This is a genomic window from Hymenobacter sp. HD11105, from assembly GCF_054051685.1.
Genome location: NZ_JBSWBR010000004.1, coordinates 236248 through 253469, shown reverse-complemented (window position 1 = coordinate 253469; position 17222 = coordinate 236248). Strand labels below are relative to the sequence as shown.

Below are 17222 nucleotides of genomic sequence, written 5' to 3'. Positions count from 1 at the left end.
CGTAGCATTCGTATAGGTACAGAACAGCAGGTTGGCTGGTCCGGTTCACTGGTTATCTTTGCCCAAAGACCGCGCCAGTCGCCAATCAGCCGCTGCCGTATATAAATTCCTCAAGCTCACTATTGTTTTCAAATTTGCCAGGCTCAGGCTTGGTACCCACGCATGGATACGACCGCCTATATTTTTGACTTGCTTAAAATCATCCTGCCTGCGCTTATCGTGGCCGGCTCGCTGTTTCTGCTCATCAAGCAGTACTTCGAAAAGGAACAGCAGCGCCGCCTCATTGAGCTGCGCCTACAAAGCAGCAAAGAAACCCTGCCCATCCGCCTGCAAGCCTATGAGCGCGTGACGCTGCTGCTGGAGCGTATTACACCTAACAACATTCTGGTGCGTCTGAGCAGCGCCGGCCAAACGGCTCCTGAGTTTCACCGCTTACTGCTTCAAGAAATCAGAGCCGAGTATGAGCACAACCTCAGCCAGCAACTCTACATGAGCCCCGACGCTTGGGACCACGTAAAGCAGGCCCGTGAAAACGTACTGACTATGATTAATAAAGCCTATCACGCGCTGCCCTCGCCTCAGCAAGCCCGCGGCACCGAGCTAGCCAAGCGCGTGCTGGAAACCCTGATAGCAGAGGAGGTGGACCCTACAGCTCGTGCCCTTAACGTAGTGAAGCACGAGGCAGCGAGCCTGTTTTAATACTCGCTTATTCAATATTGAAAAAAGCCTCCCAGTGCTGCTGGGGGGCTTTTTTCAATATTAATAGATTTAGATCAGAGCCATTGTGGTTCAGCAAGAGCAATTAAGTATGGTTTACACCACTGCTAATTGTGCATCAATAGCGCGCTGATAACAGGCCTCGTACAACGGAACAATCTTCTCCACGGCAAACTCCTCGGCCCGCGCTCGGGCATTGGCTTTGAAGGTAGGCAGGTTCTCATCGGCCAGAATGAAGAGTGAGTGCTTCACCATAGCTTCCACATCGCCGACGGGGCTCGTTGTACCAGTTACGCCGTCTACGTTAAGCTCCGGGATGCCCCCCGCGTTGGTGCTAACCACGGGTACTTCGCAGGCCATAGCTTCCAAGGCAGCCAAGCCGAAGCTTTCTTTTTCAGAAGGCATCAGGAATAAGTCGCTGATGCTAAGTACTTCTTCTACAGCTTCGAGCTTGCCTAGAAAACGAATGTCGCTCAGGTAGCCGGTTTCGCGGCAGAGCTTCTCGATGCGGGGCCGGTCAGGTCCGTCACCAACCAACAGGAGCTTAGCCGGAATCTGTTTCCGAACCCCGGCAAAAATGCGCACCACATCCTCTACCCGTTTTACTGAGCGAAAATTGGAAGTGTGAATTAGTAATTTCTCGCCCTCAGGCGCAATGGCTGCTTTGAAGTGAAGCTTGTTCTGCTTCTTGAAGCGCTCCAAATTGATGAAGTTGGGAATTACTTCAATATCCTTCTCAATGGCGAAGTATTCATAAGTCTCGGCTCTTAAGTCGGCTGATACGGCCGTCACACCATCTGATTGATTGATACTGAACGTAACCACCGGCTCGTAGCTAGCATCTTTACCGACCAAAGTAATATCAGTGCCGTGCAGAGTCGTGATTACGGGAATCTGAATGCCTTTCGTGCGCAGAATTTGCTTGGCCATGTACGCTGCCGAGGCATGCGGAATGGCGTAATGAACATGCAGCACGTCGAGCTTCTCGTGCTGCACAATATCCACCATTTTGCTTGCTAACGCCAACTCGTAGGGCGGAAACTGAAATAGAGGATAGGGGGGGACATATACCTCGTGATAAAAGAGGTTTTCGTTGAAGAAATCGAGGCGGACGGGTTGGCTATAGGTAATAAAATGAACCCTGTGGCCCTTCAGTGCCAGTGCTTTACCTAGCTCGGTGGCAACAACGCCGGAGCCTCCAAAAGTAGGATAACAAACAATGCCGATGTTCATGGTTGGTAGAGAGAGGAGTGGGGCGCCATCAAGCTAAGCTTGGTGAGTGAATGCTGCGTAGCGCGAAGCAACACTTTTGCCGCGCGTTAAAATTGTTGATAAAGCCCCCCAGCCGTCTCTTGCGAAGCGCAAGCTGAAAGGTGGATTTTAACTTCTAGGGCTCTGGCTATAAAGAGTACGCGGCTTTCAACCAGTAAATTATAAAGGCCAGAAAAAAATTGGCGGTAAGTCATCAGGTAGATGTCTTACCGCCAAATGCAGGTCATAAGTTGCGCGAAAACAACAGGCAACAGGTCATGTCTTGGATATGCTTTTAACTAAGGACTTATAAATAACGTCGTGGATGCGTGTACGGACGTTGTTTTGAAGCAATTTGTTGTTGCCTGCATCGGGGTACACTCGGTTGGAAAGAAAGATGTACATGATTTTGTTTTCGGGGTCAAGCCACACGCAAGTGCCCGTGAAGCCCGTGTGCCCGAAAGTGGTAGCAGGAGACAAGCTTGACGTAGGTCCCTGGCCCGGTCCTTTCTCAGGTGTGCCGTGGTCCCAACCAAGTCCGCGCCGATTGCCTGCTACTTGGGTCTTAGAGAACTCCGTTACAACAGGCGACTGGAAGTAACGCTGTCCCCCGTAGCGACCATTCTGCAGATTCATCTGCATTAGAATAGCCAAGTCGTTGGAAGTGGCAAACAAACCCGCATGGCCGCCCACCCCGCCCACGATGGCTGCACCCTGGTCATGTACCGAACCACGTAGCTGCGAACGACGATAATATGTGTCGTTTTCAGTGGGGGCGATGCAGGAACTAGGGAACCGCTGTAGCGGCTTGTAGGTCATAGTGTTTAATCCCAACGGCTGATAGATATTCTTAGCCAGAAACTCATCGAGAGGCTGCTTAAGTAGCTTTTCGCACAGCCGCTTTACCATCACGAAAGTAAGGTCGCTGTACTCCATTGGATACTTGCCTTTTACTTTCGGAATCAGACTGGAGCGCATAGTCCAGACCCACACAGAGTCGTCGGCAGTTTTCAGGCTGTAGGTGCCGGGAACTACTTCATTGGGGAAATCAGCAGATTGGGTGCTGGCGTAGAAAGTCGGCTTCAGACCAGTTTTGGTAACTGTGCGCTCCCACATTGGTATGCCCGCCTTGAGGCCCGCCTGATGCAACAGCAAGTCGCGCACGACGATGTCCTTTTTGTTTGTGTTGCGCAGCTCCGGCAAATAAGTCGATACCTTTTCGTCGAGGTTGAGCTTGCCCTGATCTTTCAGGTACATGGCTGCCTGCAAGGTTCCAGCCACTTTGGTGATAGAAGCCAGATCATAAAGCGTGCTGCTATTTACGGGCTGGGTCCGGTCATACGTATTGAAACCGTAGCTTTTATCAAATACTACGGCCCCATTTTTTGCTACGAGAACCTGGCAGCCAGGCGCGGCGGCATAGGCCACCGTTTCTAGCGCAATGTTATCTATCTGAGCCAGTATACGCGAGTCAAGTCCTTCGCTCTCCGGGGTAGCATAACGCAACCGGCGTAAGTCGGGCGTCGGCAGTCCCGTACCAGCTTTAAGTGTCGGGGCCACGGTCACGGGCAAACGCCCTTTGGCGGGCAGTGCTCCAAACAACACCTGCGGCACGACCAACTGAGAAGGGTAGTTGTCCTCGTAGCCGCAAACCAATGTGCGTGCTGCCTCTAAGTATTTGAGGGCGTACGCATTACCCATAGCTACTACCACCGTCTTCACGCGCCGATTTGCTTGGAGCTGCTCAATAAATTTCAAAGCACCATCGCCCATGCCGTACTTATGCACCGGTGTGCTATTCATACCATGCAAGCTCACGACTACGGTATTATAAGGTCCTAGCCGCGAAAGGATGCGAGCAAAGGTAGAGTCGGGGGCGTAGCGGTTTGGGACCGAGTACACGGTGCCGCCCTGATACTTATTCATCAGGGTAGCATAAGTGCTACCTACTGCAGTGCCAATGGTAACGGAGGCAATACGCAGGGTGTCGAGGCGCTGAAAAGGCAAGAGGTTGTCTTGATTCTTGACTACCGTCACGGCGTGCTCATAGAGCTGCTGCTGCACCATGCGGCTCAGCGGCCGGTTCAGGCTCGTCATTAGGTTAGCCAGATCAACGGGCTTGTACTTATTGAGGCCAGCCCAATATTTAGCTCGCAGAATTTTGCGTATTCGATACTCTAAGTCAGCCGGCTGAATTTTGCCCCCCGCAATAGCTTCCCGGATTTTCTGAAGGGCCACCGGCACATCCTCTGAAAACAGTAGCACATCGTTGCCGGCGGCCAAAGCCAACGCATCAACTTCACCTGGTTTGTACAGGGTCGAGACGCTCTTCATATTCAGCGCATCGGTAAATACCAACCCCCGATAAGCCATCTTCTCCTTAAGCAGCCCAGTCACCAGATTTCGCGACAAAGTAGTGGTCTGGGTACGCAGCGTATCGAAGAGCGGCATGTATAAGTGTGCCACCATCACGCCCATCACGCCCGCGTCGAAGGACTGCTGGAAGGGATACAAATCCACGTTGGTGAGGCGGGCCATATCGGTATTTACGACCGGCAGAGCTACGTGAGAGTCAGTGTCCGTGTCTCCGTGACCGGGGAAGTGCTTGGCTACGGCAATGATACCGTGGTCTTGTAGGCCCCGGATATAGGCCACGCCGCGCTTAGATACTTGCTCTTTATCTTCTCCAAACGACCGATTACCGATAACCGGGTTAGCTGGGTTGGAATTAACGTCAATAACAGGCGAGAAGCTCACGTGTACGCCGAGCGCCTTCATGTTGAGCGCGATTTCGCGGCCCATCTGGTACACGTACTGGTCGTCGTCCATGGCGCCCAAGGTCATTGCCTTGGCGAAGTGCATGGAACTATCGAGGCGCATATCAAGGCCCCATTCAGCATCCATAGCTATTAGCAAAGGCACCTTCGCTAAGCGCTGGTAGCGATTGGTAAGCGATGCCTGCCGCCGCGGGCCGCCTTGCAAAAACATGATGCCCCCAATGTGGTAAGTACGCACCAGCTCTTCAATCTGCTGAATGTGTTTCTTATCCTTATTAGAGTACGCAGCGACCATGAAAAGCTGCCCCAAGCGTTGGTCGGGGCTGAGCGAGGTGTACACGCTATCCACCCAGTTCTGCTCGGCGGCAGACATCGGGCGCACATCTTTGTCAATCGGAGACGATGACGAAATGATAAGACCCGTGACGGCCAGCAGAAGCAGCAAGAGTCTAATCGGATATTCCTTGAGCATCGGCTCCCTAGTGTGGTCGTAACGTTGAAAACGAGCGGAATTAGCCCTACTTTTGTTCCCTTCAGGAAGCAATAGCGAGTGGGGCTTTAATCGTTTTGACCGATTGTGTGCACCCAGTTATCGCACTGCTTGGGTAGTTGGTTCGGCAGTCCGGGCCAGAGCTGCATAAACCAAAGTTGACCGCGAACTTACGGATAATTTCCCGGCCTTGGACGCTTTTGGTGGTATTTAGGGCCTTTCTACTCCTGCTAACTTCATTCTTAACAACCTCAGTTCCCGGCCGATGGCGGACGTAATACAATTGCTCCCCGAGTACCTCGCTAACCAAATTGCGGCCGGTGAAGTTGTGCAGCGTCCGGCATCGGTGGTAAAAGAACTGCTGGAAAATGCCGTGGACGCGGGCGCTTCACAGGTGCAGCTTATTATCAAAGATGCCGGTAAGCAGCTCGTGCAGGTGGTAGACAACGGGGCCGGAATGTCGCCAACCGATGCGCGCATGAGCTTGGAGCGGCATGCCACGAGCAAGATCCGTTCCACCGAAGATTTGTTTCGAATTCGCACCCTGGGTTTTCGGGGGGAGGCCCTAGCTTCCATCGCGGCCGTAGCTCAACTGGAACTCCGTACTAAGCAGCGCGAGTACGACACAGGCACGCTGTTGCTGGTGGAGGGTTCCCAGGTGATGAGTCAGCAGCCCGTCGCTTGCCCCGATGGTACCAGCATTGCCGTCAAGAACCTTTTCTTCAACGTGCCGGCCCGGCGTAACTTCCTAAAGAGCAACGCCGTGGAAATGCGGCACATACTGGATGAGTTTCAGCACGTGGCGCTAGCTAATCCACAGACAACATTTTCGCTGTACCAAAATGAGCTGGAAGTGTTTAACCTGCCGGCTGGCAAGCTGAGTCAGCGCATTGTGGCCTTGCTGGGCAATGGTTATAAGGAGCAATTGGCGGCCTGCGAGGAGGTGACGCCATTTATTACCGTGAAGGGCTTTATCGGCAAGCCTGAGTCGGCTAAGAAAAGCCGGGGGGACCAGTTCTTTTTCGTCAACAACCGCTTCATCCGCTCGGCTTACCTCAATCATGCGGTGCTGGCTGCCTACGAGGGCCTGCTGCCCCGCGACACACATCCATTTTACGTTTTGTTTTTGGAGCTTGATCCCAAGACCATCGACATCAACGTGCACCCGACCAAAACAGAAATAAAGTTCGAGGACGAGAAAACGGTGTACGCCATTGTGCGGGCCGCCGTGAAGCAGTCTTTGGGTATCCATAACATGGCGCCGTCGCTGGACTTTGAGGGCGACGTGAATTTTGCCCCCATCCGCCCCCTACGCAGCTCTGGCGCCTCGCGCAACTCATTCTCCGACGAGTACCGGCCCGATGCACTCGCGGCGGCCGCTGCCAACGCAGCTTCGCCTTCGCCCCGCGCGCCGCAAACTGACCGATTTGCCCCCCAGGATCGGAATTTGCCCCCCAAACCCACTGACCAAGCTAAAAAAGACCTAGAGGATTTCTACCGCTCACTGGGCCAAACGGCGCTGCCCGATGTGGAGGCTGAAGCTCCAGAAGCGGCCCTGACTCTGGGTCTCGAGGTTGAGGAAACGGAAAGCGTGGCTCCAGAACTGCCCTTGCGGGAAAGCCAAGCCGGACCGGGCAGCAAGGTTATTCAGGTGCATCAGCAGTACGTACTCGTGCCGGTGAAGTCGGGCGTGATGCTGATTGACCAATTGGCCGCCCGCGAGCGGATCCTGTATGAGCAGTATGCCCAAGCGTTGGAGCGGGAAAGCGGCGCTTCCCAAACCCTACTTTTCCCGCGCACCGTCACGTTTTCTCCCGCCGATTTTGCCGTGCTGCGTGAGGTCACTGATTCGTTGCACGCCCTGGGTTTTCGCTTCGCAGAATTTGGTCCCCACACCATCGCTGTGGAAGGGATTCCGGCCGATGTGCCCGCCCGCGACGAGAAAGAGCTTTTTGAAGGCTTAATCGAGCAGTTTCGTAACCACGCAGGGCCCGTGAAGCTGGACCGGCGCGAGCAAATGGCCCGTGCGCTGGCGCGGCGAGTGGCCAGCAGTGCCGCTAGTGCCCGCCTTTCCGAAGTAGAGATGAACGCCTTGGTCGATCGGCTTTTTGCTTGCTCAGTGCCCGGCTACACACCCGATGGCCGTCGGACGCTGGTGCTGCTGGAGCTTGACCAATTGCAGGCGTTCTTTACACGCTAAACAGCTACTTGTACCGCCTAAAAAGATTTCACTGGCCTGAGCGGTTATCGTTTCAGACGGGACTATCGTTTAAGCCGTAATCTTTGTCGGCATTACTCGTCGGTAGTTAGGCGCAAAGCAGGCCCTCACTGCTGGTGCGCTGTGCCGACGACCGAGCTAATGCACCCTTCTTAGTCTGTAAAACCTGCTATTTAATGTTCAATCTTACCCCCACAGTCCGCACGCTGCTGTTTATTAATATCGGCGTTTTTCTGCTCGCCACGCAGCTCAGCGGCTTGGGCTTTCTGGCGCTCTATCCGGTCGGCTCGCAGAACTTTCAGCCTTGGCAGTTTGTGACCTATATGTTCATGCACGGCGGCCTCGGGCACATTTTCGGCAATATGTTCGGCCTAATTTCCTTTGGGCCCTTGCTGGAGCAACGCTGGGGTGGACAACGGTTTCTCGTTTTCTGGATGATCTGCGGCATTGGCGCCGGTATTCTTTACTCTGGAGTGCGATTTTATGAGCTAGACAAGATGAACGATGCGCGGCTGGCGTTTCAACGGGAGCCTTCTGGCGTGGCCTTCGCCGATTTTTTCCGCGATAACGCACCTGATGCTCGGGGCTTTGAGGTAGTAGCTGCCGCTCTGCAGCGCAATCCCAATGATGCGAACCTGATTGCTTCCGCCAATGAAACCATTGATGCCATTTTCAGCCGCAGCTTCAACTCGCCTATGGTGGGCGCTTCGGGGGCGCTGTTCGGCATTCTGTTCGCGTTTGCGTACTTATTTCCCAACACCGAGCTGATGCTCCTGTTCTTTCCATTTCCCATTAAAGCTAAATACTTTGTGAGCCTCTACGGTTTGTACGAACTGTACGCGGGCTTCAAGCGGGTGCCAGGCGACAATGTGGCGCACTTTGCCCACTTGGGTGGAATATTGATCGGCTTCATTTTGTTGAAACTCTGGGAGCGCAACCGCACCCGGATGTATTAATAACTTGTACTACCTCTTGCATTTTTCATGAGTATTGTAAACGATATCCGCACTGCCTTTAGCCGGCGCGACAATGCCTTGAATCAGCTCTTGCTGATCAATATCCTGGTGTTCGTTGTGCTGATTGTGATTAAGGCGGTGACGTTTTTGGCCGGTGGAGCAGGCATATATGAGAGCATTGTGCGCTTGTTTAGCCTGCCTGCCGATTTGGGCGCCTTGGCCCGTCGCCCTTGGGCGGTGCTCACGTATGCTTTTCTGCACCAGGGCTTTCTGCACATTATCTTCAATTTGCTCAACCTATACTGGTTTGGCTCTCTAGTGCGCGAATACTTAGGCGACCGGAAATTAGTAAGCCTCTACATTCTGGGCGCGTTGGCTGGTGCGGCGCTATTTCTGCTAGCTTATAATCTGGTGCCAGCTTATCGCAATGGTCCGCTAGCTGAAGTGTTAGGCGCTTCGGGCGCTGTTACGGCCATCATCGTGGCCGCTGCTACACTGTTGCCTGACTATACTTTCAATCTAATCCTGATCGGACCGGTTAAGATTAAGTACATCGCCATCGTGATTGTCATTATTTCTCTGGCCGGAATTGATGGCGGCAATGCTGGCGGCGAAATCGCACACATAGGGGGCGCGATTTTAGGCTTTAGCTTTATTAAGCTGCTACAAGGTGGCACCGATTTAGGCCGCCCCGTGCAGGCCATTGGCGACTGGGTTGGGGGGCTTTTTAGCGGCCGTTCGCGCCTGCGTGTTACTCACCGCAATCGTGCTGCTGAGCCGGCCACCACGGCCCGCAAAGGCACGGTTATTAAGCCTGAGCAAGATGAGATTGACCTAATTCTCGACAAGATTTCCCGCTCTGGCTACGAGAGTTTGTCTAAAGACGAGAAGCAGAAATTATTTAGGGCTAGTCAGAAGTAGTAGTTTGGAAAATGTCATGCAGAGCGAAGCATAACACAAAAAAGCCCCCCAGTCGATAACTGGGGGGCTTTTTTATAGCTAAGCTAAAAAGTAAGACTATGCAGTCTGGCCCATTTTGTCCAGTGCATCCATTACTTCCTTCACATGACCGCGTGAAGTTTCGAGCAGCTGCTTCTCGTCGTCGTTGAGTTGCAGTTCGATAACGCGCTCAATGCCGTTTTTGCCCAGAATAACCGGCGCCCCGAGGTATACGCCATCGATGCCGTATTCGCCCTCTAGCTTGATGCACACGGGGAACACGCGGCGCTGGTCGCGCACGATAGACTCTACCATTTGGGCAGCGGCGGCGCCCGGAGCGTACCAAGCCGAAGTGCCCATGAGCTTCACCAGCTCGCCGCCACCAACGGCCGTGCGCTGTACAATAGCGTCGAGTTCTTCCTTACCGATAAGCTCCGTCACGGGAATGCCGCCGACAGTGGTGTAACGGGGGAGGGGGACCATAGTGTCGCCGTGGCCACCCATAAGCACTGCCTGAATGTCTTTGGGGCTTACGTTCAACGCCTCAGCCAGGAAGGCACGGTAGCGAGCCGTATCCAAGATGCCGGCCATGCCGAATACTCGCTCGCGGGGCAGGCCCGAAGTGAGATGAGCTTGGTAAGTCATCACGTCGAGCGGATTCGACACGATGATGATAATAGCGTCGGGCGAGTGCTTAACTACCTGTTCCGTCACCGATTTTACGATGCCGGCGTTGGTCGAAATCAGGTCGTCGCGGCTCATGCCGGGCTTGCGAGGCAGACCCGAGGTGATAACCACCACGTCCGAGCCAGCGGTGCGGGCATAGTCGCCGGTGACACCTACGGTACGAGAATCGTAGCCAATAATGGGAGCCTTCTGCCAGATGTCCAGCGCTTTGCCTTCGGCGAAGCCTTCCTTGATATCAACGAGCACTATTTCGTTGGCGATTTCGCGGGTGGCGAGGACATCGGCGCAGGTTGCGCCCACGTTGCCAGCCCCAACTACGGTAACTTTCATCGGATAAGGAATTGGGTGTATGAATTAGGATTCGCACGGTAAAAGTAAGCGAAAACCGTTTCCATGCCGGAGGTTTTTGCGAAGTAAGCCAGAAAACCCAAAGGAGGGCTGGGTCGTGCTATAGTCGGCGCAACACGAGCACGCGTTGCGTCTCCTCCGTCACTTTGTACCGCTCGTCGGGCCGGAAACCTATCACCCAGGCAATACGCTGGTCGGCGGTAACGAGCACGCGCACGTCGTCTTTGAGGTTAAGTGGCACTTTTTGGTCAATTAAGAAGTCGCTTATTTTCTTCTTGCCCTTCATGCCAATGGGCATAAACCAGTCACCTTCTTTCCAGCGACGCACCGTGAGCGGAAACTGCAAACGGTCGGCATCGAAGGCTGTTTCGTTTTTCTTGCGAGGAACCGCAAAGCCTTCCGCTTCCTGTAAGTCGGCTGTCAGGTGCAGGCCATCGGCCAGCAGTTTGGTCTGACCCGCGTGCAGCTGGTGAGTACCGAAGCTGGTGAGATTGCGGCGGGTAATAACTAGTTGGTCGCGGTCCTTTACCAGCAAGTGAGTCGGCGACTCAAAGCGGCGGCCGGCGGTAGCTTTGAAAGCAGCAACGATTTCCTTGGTGACCGGAAAAGAAAAGTTGAAGGGCCGCAGCAGTTCGTGCAGTACCAGCGTGATGGCCGCCGTGGCCTGTAGGGTCGAGATGTTGAAGTACACAACTTCCTCTTCCGTTTTCTGAGCCTGCGCGGCCGTGTCGGCCACGTAGCGGCGCACAATTTCCTCGGCTCCGCCCACGCGCTCGGCCGTGTGCTCTAGGGTCTGGTCGAGGTTGGGGTTGATGTCGCGCAGTACGGGCAGCACCTCGTGGCGCAGGCGGTTACGCTGGTAGGTGGTGCTGTCGTTGGAGGCGTCCTCACGCCATAACAAGCGGTTTTCCATCACGTATTCGAACAAGTCTTCCTTACCAATGCCCAAGAAAGGCCGCACCACGTAGCCGTTTTTGGCTTGAATGCCGTGCAGGCCCGCTAAGCCGGTGCCGTGGGTGAGGTTTAGCAGCATGGTTTCGGCCGCGTCGCGCTGGTGGTGAGCAGTGGCAATGTAGCTTAACTGCTGGGTTTGGCGGATGCGCTCAAACCATTCGTAGCGCAGGGCGCGGGCGGCCATTTGGGTGGAAATACCTTCCTGGACGGCAAATTCCTTGGTTTGAAAAAACTCGGCGAAGTAAGGCACCTCATATTTCTTGGCCAGCTTGCGCACAAACTGCTCGTCGGCGTCAGCCTCCTCACCCCGCAGGCCAAAATGGCAATGCGCAATAGCAAATGGTACCTCCAGGCGGTGGAGCACATCAGCCAAGGCTACGGAGTCAATGCCGCCGCTCACGGCCACTAATAGGTGGTCGGTGGTGGGGGAGAAAAGGTTTTTTTCTTCGATATACTGGCGGACGCGGTCAAGCATAATGTATTGTTCTGTTTAGCCCTCGCTGGGGGGGCAAAATTTAGGTCGAAGGCACTACGTTGCAAAGATGGGCGTTACCGACGGGCCTTCTGTACCTTTGCGGCGAAATGCGTTCTATACGACTCCTCATTCTTCTGTTGTTGCTGCCCCTAGCCATGCTAGCTCAGCAACGTCCGGCGCCCAAAGCTGCTACCCCGCCCAAAGGCCAACGCATTGAGCTGCTGACAGCGGGCGAGCTGGTGGGGGGCGATTTCAATGGCGTAGAAATTCGTAAGCTCATTGGTAATGTGAGCTTTAAGCAGCAGAATACGTTTATCTACTGCGACTCAGCTTATCAGTACATCGGCCGCAACGCCCTAGAGGCGTTCAGCAATGTACGCATCGTCGAAAACGACACGCTGACTATTACCGGCGACCAAGCCTTTTACGACGGCGACACTCGCAAGGCGCGCATGACCGGCAACGTAGTGATGCGCGACCCGCGCATGACGCTCATCACCCAAGCCCTCGACTACGACCTCAACCGCAAGCAAGCCTACTACAACACCGGCGGCCGCCTCACAGACCCTGAAAATACGCTTACCAGCCAGCGCGGCTACTACAATACGGTGTCGAAAGTGTTCAGCTTCCGCCGCGACGTGCGTCTGACGACCAAGGACAACGTGATTACCACCGACTCCTTGCAGTACAATACGGTGTCAAAGATTGCTTACTTCTTTGGCCCTACGCGGATCACGGGCCAGGAGGGCCGCAGCTTGTACGCCGAGAATGGCAACTACAACACCATTACCCGGGTTTCCAACTTTCAGCGCAACGCCAAGATTGAAACGCCGGACTATCTGCTTGGTGGCGATAAGCTGGTGTACGACGAGGCCCGGCAGTACGGCGTGGCCACTGGCAACGTATCGATGACCTCGAAGAAGGATAATATTGTGATTCGGGGTGACGTGGGACGGTATTGGCGGGCGCTGGGTAAGGCTAAAGTGTATGGCACGCCCGTGATGCGCAATATCTCGGACCGCGACACACTGTATTTAGCCGCTGATACGCTGATGAGCGTGGAGGGTCGGCCGGGCCAAACGGCGGGGGGCATTATTTATGCTTTTCCCAAAGTGCGCATCTTCCGCGCCGATTTGCAAGGCCGTTGCGACTCGCTGACCTACGACCGTCAGGACTCCATTATTTATTTGAACCGAAACCCGATTCTATGGAGCGATAAAAATCAGCTCACTTCCGATAGCATGGAAATCAGGCAGCGACGCGGCAAAATCGACCAGATGCGCCTGTATGCCAATGCTTTTATCGTGGGACAGGATACGCTGCTGAACTTTAATCAGGTGAAGGGGCGCAACATGGTGGCGTACTTCAGTGAAAATAAAATAAAAAAAGTGGACGTGGTTGGCAACGCGGAGAGCCTCTACTTTGCTCTTGAGGGTGACACCACCACTACCGGCATGAACAAAGCTGTCAGCGCCACCATGGCGCTACGCTTTGCCGCTAACAAGCTGCAAACCATCACCTTCCAAACCAACCCCGACGCCAGCTTCATTCCGCCGCATGAGCTGAAGGAGCCCGATAAGACGCTGAAAGGCATGCAATGGCGCATAAAGGAACGACCTAGTCGTAGAGCTACGTTAGGAAAGCATTTTGCGCCCCCAGCCAAAGCCAAACCAAAAAAATCGGCTCCCAAGCCGCAGAAAAGCCCCCCAAAGCCAAAACCGAAAGCTGCTCCCAACGCTAAAAAGCCTGCCCAGCCCATAACCCCTGCGCCGGCGGCAGCTAAGCTAAAATAGCTGCTACGTTATCTATAGTAGAAGCTACTTTCTCTGCCGTTTGATTCGGCTTCGTAATCAGTTACCTTTGCGTCCTTATGCCCTTGTTTCGTCCTACCTTCTTTCTGTTGTTGCTGAGCACTTTGCTGCTCGGCTCGTGCGGTGGCTACCAAAAGCTGCTCAAGAGCGACGACGTGAATAAAAAATACGCTGCCGCCATCAAGTATTATGATGAGGGCGACTTTTTTAAAGCCGGCACCTTGCTTGAAGAGCTGATTCCCTTACTGCGTGGTCGGCCGGAAGCGGAAAAGGCACAGTTTTACTTTGCCAACACCAACTTCCGCCAACGCAACTACACGCTGGCTTCCTACTATTTCAATTCGTTTACGGAAACATACCCCAACTCGACCTATGCTGAGGAGGCCATGTTTATGCATGCCAAGTCGTTGTTTCGCGACTCGCCTCAGTTTCAGCTCGACCAAACCAATACGTATACGGCCCTTGAAGCCATCCAGAACTTCCTGAACCGTTACCCAGAAAGCCAATTCCGACCCGAGACAGAAAGCATGTCGCTGGAATTGCAGAAGAAGCTGGATGTGAAGGCTTTTGAAAGCGCACGCTTATATTATCAACTCCGGTATTATCAGTCGGCAGTAGTTGCGCTCACGGCTTTTCAGCAGCAATTCCCTTCATCAAGCTATAACGAGGAAGCTGCTTACTTGAAAGTAGTCGCGCAGTACAACTACGCCAAGGAAAGTGTGGAGCAGAAGCAGCGAGAACGTTATCTGGAGGCAATTGCCTTTTATCAGGCCCTCGTTGATGCGTATCCGCAGAGCAAAAATTTGAAAGCGGCTGAGTCGCTTTATGACGATGCCCGTGCAGAGGTGGCCAAGCTAAAACCCGCGACGGACGCCGCCGCAACTAATAATAACTAGTTGAATAATAGGCTGATGGTTAGGTGTAAACTTCTCCGTTAAGTCAGCCATTCAGCTATAAAACAATTTAACCATTCAGTTTAAGATGAAAACTCCGAATAACGTCCCTGCTTCTATCGTGACCCGCAACTTGTCGGAATTCGCTGACCAAACCGGTAATGTGTACGAGTCGCTGGCTATCATTTCTAAGCGGGCCAACCAGATTTCGGTTACGCTGAAAGAGGAATTGAACAGCAAGCTGGCCGAATTCGCCACTACTGTCGACAACCTCGAAGAAGTTTTTGAGAACCGCGAGCAAATCGAGATTTCCAAGCACTACGAGCGTCTGCCCAAGCCCACTAACCTAGCGGTAGAAGAGTTCTTGGAAGGCAAAGTGTACTTCTCGACGCCCGCCGAAGGCGAAACGCCAGCGCGCGCTGCCGAGTAAACCTCGCTGCCTAACTACCGCACAATGGCGCTGCAAGGCCGTAAAATTTTGCTGGGCGTGTGCGGAAGCATTGCCGCTTATAAGTCCGCCCTGTTGGTGCGACTCCTGGTTAAGGCCGGGGCTGAGGTACAAGTCATTCTGACTGCCTCGGCCTCGGCCTTTGTCACGCCCCTTACACTTGGTACACTCTCCAAAAACCCAGTTCTAACGGGCTTTTTGAAGAATGAAGCGGCCGGTGAGTGGCACAACCACGTGGAGTTGGGCCTGTGGGCCGATGCACTGGTGATTGCGCCGGCCAGCGCCAATACGGTGGCTCAACTCGCTAACGGGCACTGTCCCAATCTGCTGGCGGCCGTGTACCTCTCGGCCCGATGCCCCGTGTTTCTGGCTCCCGCCATGGACCTGGATATGTATGCTCACCCAGCTGTAAATGAGAACTTTGCCCGCCTTCGCCGCTTTGGCAACCACGTGCTCGACTCGCCCGCCGGGGAGCTGGCCAGCGGCCTGTCGGGGCCGGGCCGGATGCTGGAGCCGGAGGATATTATGCTGAAGCTGGACGAGTTTTTTAGTAAATAGCCTGACGTTTGCTGTGCTCTGCGAAGCACGGTATTGCCCTCAACTTCCTCCTATGCGCGTCCTGATTACGGCTGGCCCCACCTACGAACCCATTGATCCGGTGCGCTTTATCGGTAATCACTCCACTGGGAAGATGGGCTACGCGCTAGCTGAGGCTTTTGCTGACTGGGGGGCAAATGTGACGTTGGTAAGTGGTCCTACTCAGCTGCAACTTCAGCATAAACTAATTGAGGTAGTAGCCGTGCAAACGGCTGATCAGATGTACGCTGCTGCTGCCAAATTTGCCCCCCAAGCCGATGTGTGGGTGTTTGCCGCCGCAGTAGCCGACTACAAGCCACGCTCAATGGCAGCGGACAAAATCAAAAAAGACGACGATACGCTAACGCTGGAGCTGGTTAAAAACGTGGACATCGCGGCCACACTGGGTCAGCAGAAGCGACCTGAACAATTTTCGGTGGGTTTTGCGTTGGAGACTAGTAATGAGGAAGCGCATGCCCGAGCTAAGCTCCGGCGGAAGAATTTCGACCTTATTGTGCTTAACTCCCTCCGCGACGCCGGCGCTGGTTTCGGTCACGATACCAACAAAGTGACTTTGCTAAGCGCTGGGGGGCAAATGACTACCTTTGAATTGAAGCCAAAAGCCGAAGTGGCCCGCGACATTGTTCAAATCGTTCTTGCTTCGCTGTCTGCCATTCCCACACCCCATGCGTAACCTGCTATTCTCATTCTGCTGTCTGTTTCTACTGCTGGCGCGTCCTGCTCAGGCTCAGGAGCTACTGGCTGAAGTAAATGTGACCACTGAAAACGTGACCATTGCTGATCAGCAGCTTGTGCAGCAGATGCGCACCGACATCCAATCCTTTCTGAACACCCGCACTTGGACCAGCATTACGTATCGGCCCGAGGAGCGCATTCGGTTTCGGCTGTTCGTGGGCATCACGGGAATCCCCCAAACTGGCTCGTACCTAGCCACGGCTCGCATCGTGACGGAACGGCCCGTGTATGGTACTGGGTATCAAACCAATTTGCTTTCCTACGCTGATCGGGGCTGGTCGTTCAACTACTCGCCCCAGAATCCGCTCGATTATTCCGACAACGTATTTGTGTCGAATCTGTCGTCGCTGCTGAGCTTCTACGCCTACATTATTATCGGCATGGATCAGGACAGCTTTACACCATTGGGCGGCTCGCCTTACTACGACCGCGCCCGCCAGATTCTGACTACTGCCGCTTCCCAAACCCAGGAAAACGACCGCGGCTGGCGCGACACGGAGCCCCGCAACCGTTATTGGCTGCTCAATAACTTACAAGATCCGCAGCTAGCTGCTTTTCGCAGTGGTGTGTACGCTTATTACCGGCAGGGTATGGACATCTTTATCGAGAAGCCTGAAGAGGCTCGTGCCAGCATATTCAAGGCTTTGCAAGGCGTGCAAAGTGCTACCGTCCGCCGCCCCGGCACGCTGTTGGCCCGTGCTTTCTTCGACACGAAAGCCGACGAAATTGCCAATATATTCCGCACCGCCACCGACCCTCAGCAGAAGCAGCAAGTCGTGGCTTTGCTTACCGAAGTCGACCCGACTAACTCAGCGAAATACCAAGCTATTCTACAGCGCTAGCGTATTTGGGTAAGAGCAGCATTTAACAATCTGCTGCTAAATAATTTGGCTTTATTTTGTTGGACTAAGGGAATCAACTAATTT

14 protein-coding genes are annotated in these 17222 nt (G+C 54.0%); 10 read left to right on the top strand and 4 right to left on the bottom strand.

Annotated features, from left to right (window positions below; genetic code table 11):
* The first annotated feature begins 162 nt into the window (after window positions 1–162).
* Entirely contained in the window at window positions 163–699 is a 537-nt protein-coding gene (locus tag ACW9KT_RS14230; RefSeq protein WP_457081502.1) for a DUF7935 family protein, read from the top strand.
* A 114-nt stretch (window positions 700–813) separates the two neighbouring features.
* Here the strand turns inward: ACW9KT_RS14230 and bshA are convergent, their stop codons facing one another.
* Together bshA and ACW9KT_RS14220 are read right to left on the bottom strand one after the other, a co-directional pair.
* The gene (bshA, locus tag ACW9KT_RS14225; protein ID WP_457081500.1) at window positions 814–1950 is read right to left on the bottom strand and encodes an N-acetyl-alpha-D-glucosaminyl L-malate synthase BshA; all 1137 of its coding nucleotides are present in this window, start codon (window positions 1948–1950) and stop codon (window positions 814–816) included.
* Between the two features lie 294 nt (window positions 1951–2244).
* Window positions 2245–5190 carry a glycoside hydrolase family 3 N-terminal domain-containing protein gene (locus tag ACW9KT_RS14220; protein ID WP_457081499.1) on the bottom strand — a complete coding sequence of 982 codons (2946 nt, stop codon included), beginning with the start codon at window positions 5188–5190 and terminating at the stop codon, window positions 2245–2247.
* A gap of 310 nt (window positions 5191–5500) precedes the next feature.
* On the opposite strand from ACW9KT_RS14220, the gene mutL reads away from it, so the two are divergent.
* The 3 genes from mutL to ACW9KT_RS14205 all read left to right on the top strand — a co-directional run bounded on the left by mutL (window position 5501) and on the right by ACW9KT_RS14205 (window position 9330).
* A complete protein-coding gene (gene mutL, locus ACW9KT_RS14215; RefSeq protein ID WP_457081497.1) occupies window positions 5501–7435 on the top strand; it encodes a DNA mismatch repair endonuclease MutL in 1935 nt (644 codons plus the stop codon).
* A 194-nt stretch (window positions 7436–7629) separates the two neighbouring features.
* Window positions 7630–8409, top strand: coding sequence for a rhomboid family intramembrane serine protease (locus tag ACW9KT_RS14210; RefSeq protein ID WP_457081495.1), 780 nt, complete (start codon window positions 7630–7632; stop codon window positions 8407–8409).
* 27 nt (window positions 8410–8436) lie between these two features.
* On the top strand, window positions 8437–9330 hold the full coding sequence (locus ACW9KT_RS14205) for a rhomboid family intramembrane serine protease (protein WP_457081493.1): 894 nt from the start codon (window positions 8437–8439) through the stop codon (window positions 9328–9330).
* 96 nt (window positions 9331–9426) lie between these two features.
* On the opposite strand, the gene mdh is transcribed toward ACW9KT_RS14205, so the two are convergent.
* Together mdh and tilS are read right to left on the bottom strand one after the other, a co-directional pair.
* Window positions 9427–10365, bottom strand: a complete 939-nt coding sequence (gene mdh, locus ACW9KT_RS14200; protein ID WP_457081491.1) for a malate dehydrogenase — start codon at window positions 10363–10365, stop codon at window positions 9427–9429.
* A gap of 118 nt (window positions 10366–10483) precedes the next feature.
* Window positions 10484–11812: a tRNA lysidine(34) synthetase TilS gene (gene tilS / locus ACW9KT_RS14195; RefSeq protein WP_457081489.1), complete on the bottom strand. Its 1329-nt coding sequence runs from the start codon at window positions 11810–11812 to the stop codon at window positions 10484–10486.
* Between the two features lie 107 nt (window positions 11813–11919).
* Here tilS and ACW9KT_RS14190 point away from each other — a divergent pair, with 107 nt between their 5' ends.
* The 6 genes from ACW9KT_RS14190 to porD all read left to right on the top strand — a co-directional run bounded on the left by ACW9KT_RS14190 (window position 11920) and on the right by porD (window position 17138).
* Window positions 11920–13605, top strand: coding sequence for an OstA-like protein (locus ACW9KT_RS14190; protein WP_457081487.1), 1686 nt, complete (start codon window positions 11920–11922; stop codon window positions 13603–13605).
* A gap of 77 nt (window positions 13606–13682) precedes the next feature.
* Complete coding sequence (locus tag ACW9KT_RS14185; protein ID WP_457081485.1) at window positions 13683–14519, top strand: outer membrane protein assembly factor BamD; 837 nt, start codon at window positions 13683–13685, stop codon at window positions 14517–14519.
* Window positions 14520–14604: 85 nt separating this feature from the next.
* Window positions 14605–14946 (top strand): DNA-directed RNA polymerase subunit omega, encoded by a 342-nt coding sequence (locus ACW9KT_RS14180; protein WP_457081483.1) that lies wholly within the window; start codon window positions 14605–14607, stop codon window positions 14944–14946.
* Between the two features lie 24 nt (window positions 14947–14970).
* Window positions 14971–15522 carry a flavoprotein gene (locus tag ACW9KT_RS14175; protein ID WP_457081481.1) on the top strand — a complete coding sequence of 184 codons (552 nt, stop codon included), beginning with the start codon at window positions 14971–14973 and terminating at the stop codon, window positions 15520–15522.
* 52 nt (window positions 15523–15574) lie between these two features.
* Window positions 15575–16234 (top strand): phosphopantothenoylcysteine decarboxylase domain-containing protein, encoded by a 660-nt coding sequence (locus ACW9KT_RS14170; protein ID WP_457081479.1) that lies wholly within the window; start codon window positions 15575–15577, stop codon window positions 16232–16234.
* The gene (gene porD / locus ACW9KT_RS14165) at window positions 16227–17138 is read left to right on the top strand and encodes a type IX secretion system protein PorD (protein WP_457081477.1); all 912 of its coding nucleotides are present in this window, start codon (window positions 16227–16229) and stop codon (window positions 17136–17138) included. The genes ACW9KT_RS14170 and porD overlap by 8 nt, the downstream gene beginning before the upstream one ends.
* Window positions 17139–17222 lie beyond the last annotated feature (84 nt).

Excerpts from the sequence above, each read along its gene's own strand:
- ACW9KT_RS14230 (WP_457081502.1), top strand. The coding sequence starts at position 163 with ATGGATACGACCGCCTATATTTTTGACTTGCTTAAAATCATCCTGCCT.
- porD (WP_457081477.1), top strand. The coding sequence starts at position 16,227 with ATGCGTAACCTGCTATTCTCATTCTGCTGTCTGTTTCTACTGCTGGCG.
- mutL (WP_457081497.1), top strand. The coding sequence starts at position 5,501 with ATGGCGGACGTAATACAATTGCTCCCCGAGTACCTCGCTAACCAAATT.
- ACW9KT_RS14180 (WP_457081483.1), top strand. The coding sequence starts at position 14,605 with ATGAAAACTCCGAATAACGTCCCTGCTTCTATCGTGACCCGCAACTTG.
- ACW9KT_RS14185 (WP_457081485.1), top strand. The coding sequence starts at position 13,683 with ATGCCCTTGTTTCGTCCTACCTTCTTTCTGTTGTTGCTGAGCACTTTG.
- bshA (WP_457081500.1), bottom strand. The coding sequence starts at position 1,950 with ATGAACATCGGCATTGTTTGTTATCCTACTTTTGGAGGCTCCGGCGTT.
- mdh (WP_457081491.1), bottom strand. The coding sequence starts at position 10,365 with ATGAAAGTTACCGTAGTTGGGGCTGGCAACGTGGGCGCAACCTGCGCC.
- ACW9KT_RS14170 (WP_457081479.1), top strand. The coding sequence starts at position 15,575 with ATGCGCGTCCTGATTACGGCTGGCCCCACCTACGAACCCATTGATCCG.
- ACW9KT_RS14210 (WP_457081495.1), top strand. The coding sequence starts at position 7,630 with ATGTTCAATCTTACCCCCACAGTCCGCACGCTGCTGTTTATTAATATC.
- tilS (WP_457081489.1), bottom strand. The coding sequence starts at position 11,812 with ATGCTTGACCGCGTCCGCCAGTATATCGAAGAAAAAAACCTTTTCTCC.
- ACW9KT_RS14205 (WP_457081493.1), top strand. The coding sequence starts at position 8,437 with ATGAGTATTGTAAACGATATCCGCACTGCCTTTAGCCGGCGCGACAAT.
- ACW9KT_RS14175 (WP_457081481.1), top strand. The coding sequence starts at position 14,971 with ATGGCGCTGCAAGGCCGTAAAATTTTGCTGGGCGTGTGCGGAAGCATT.
- ACW9KT_RS14190 (WP_457081487.1), top strand. The coding sequence starts at position 11,920 with ATGCGTTCTATACGACTCCTCATTCTTCTGTTGTTGCTGCCCCTAGCC.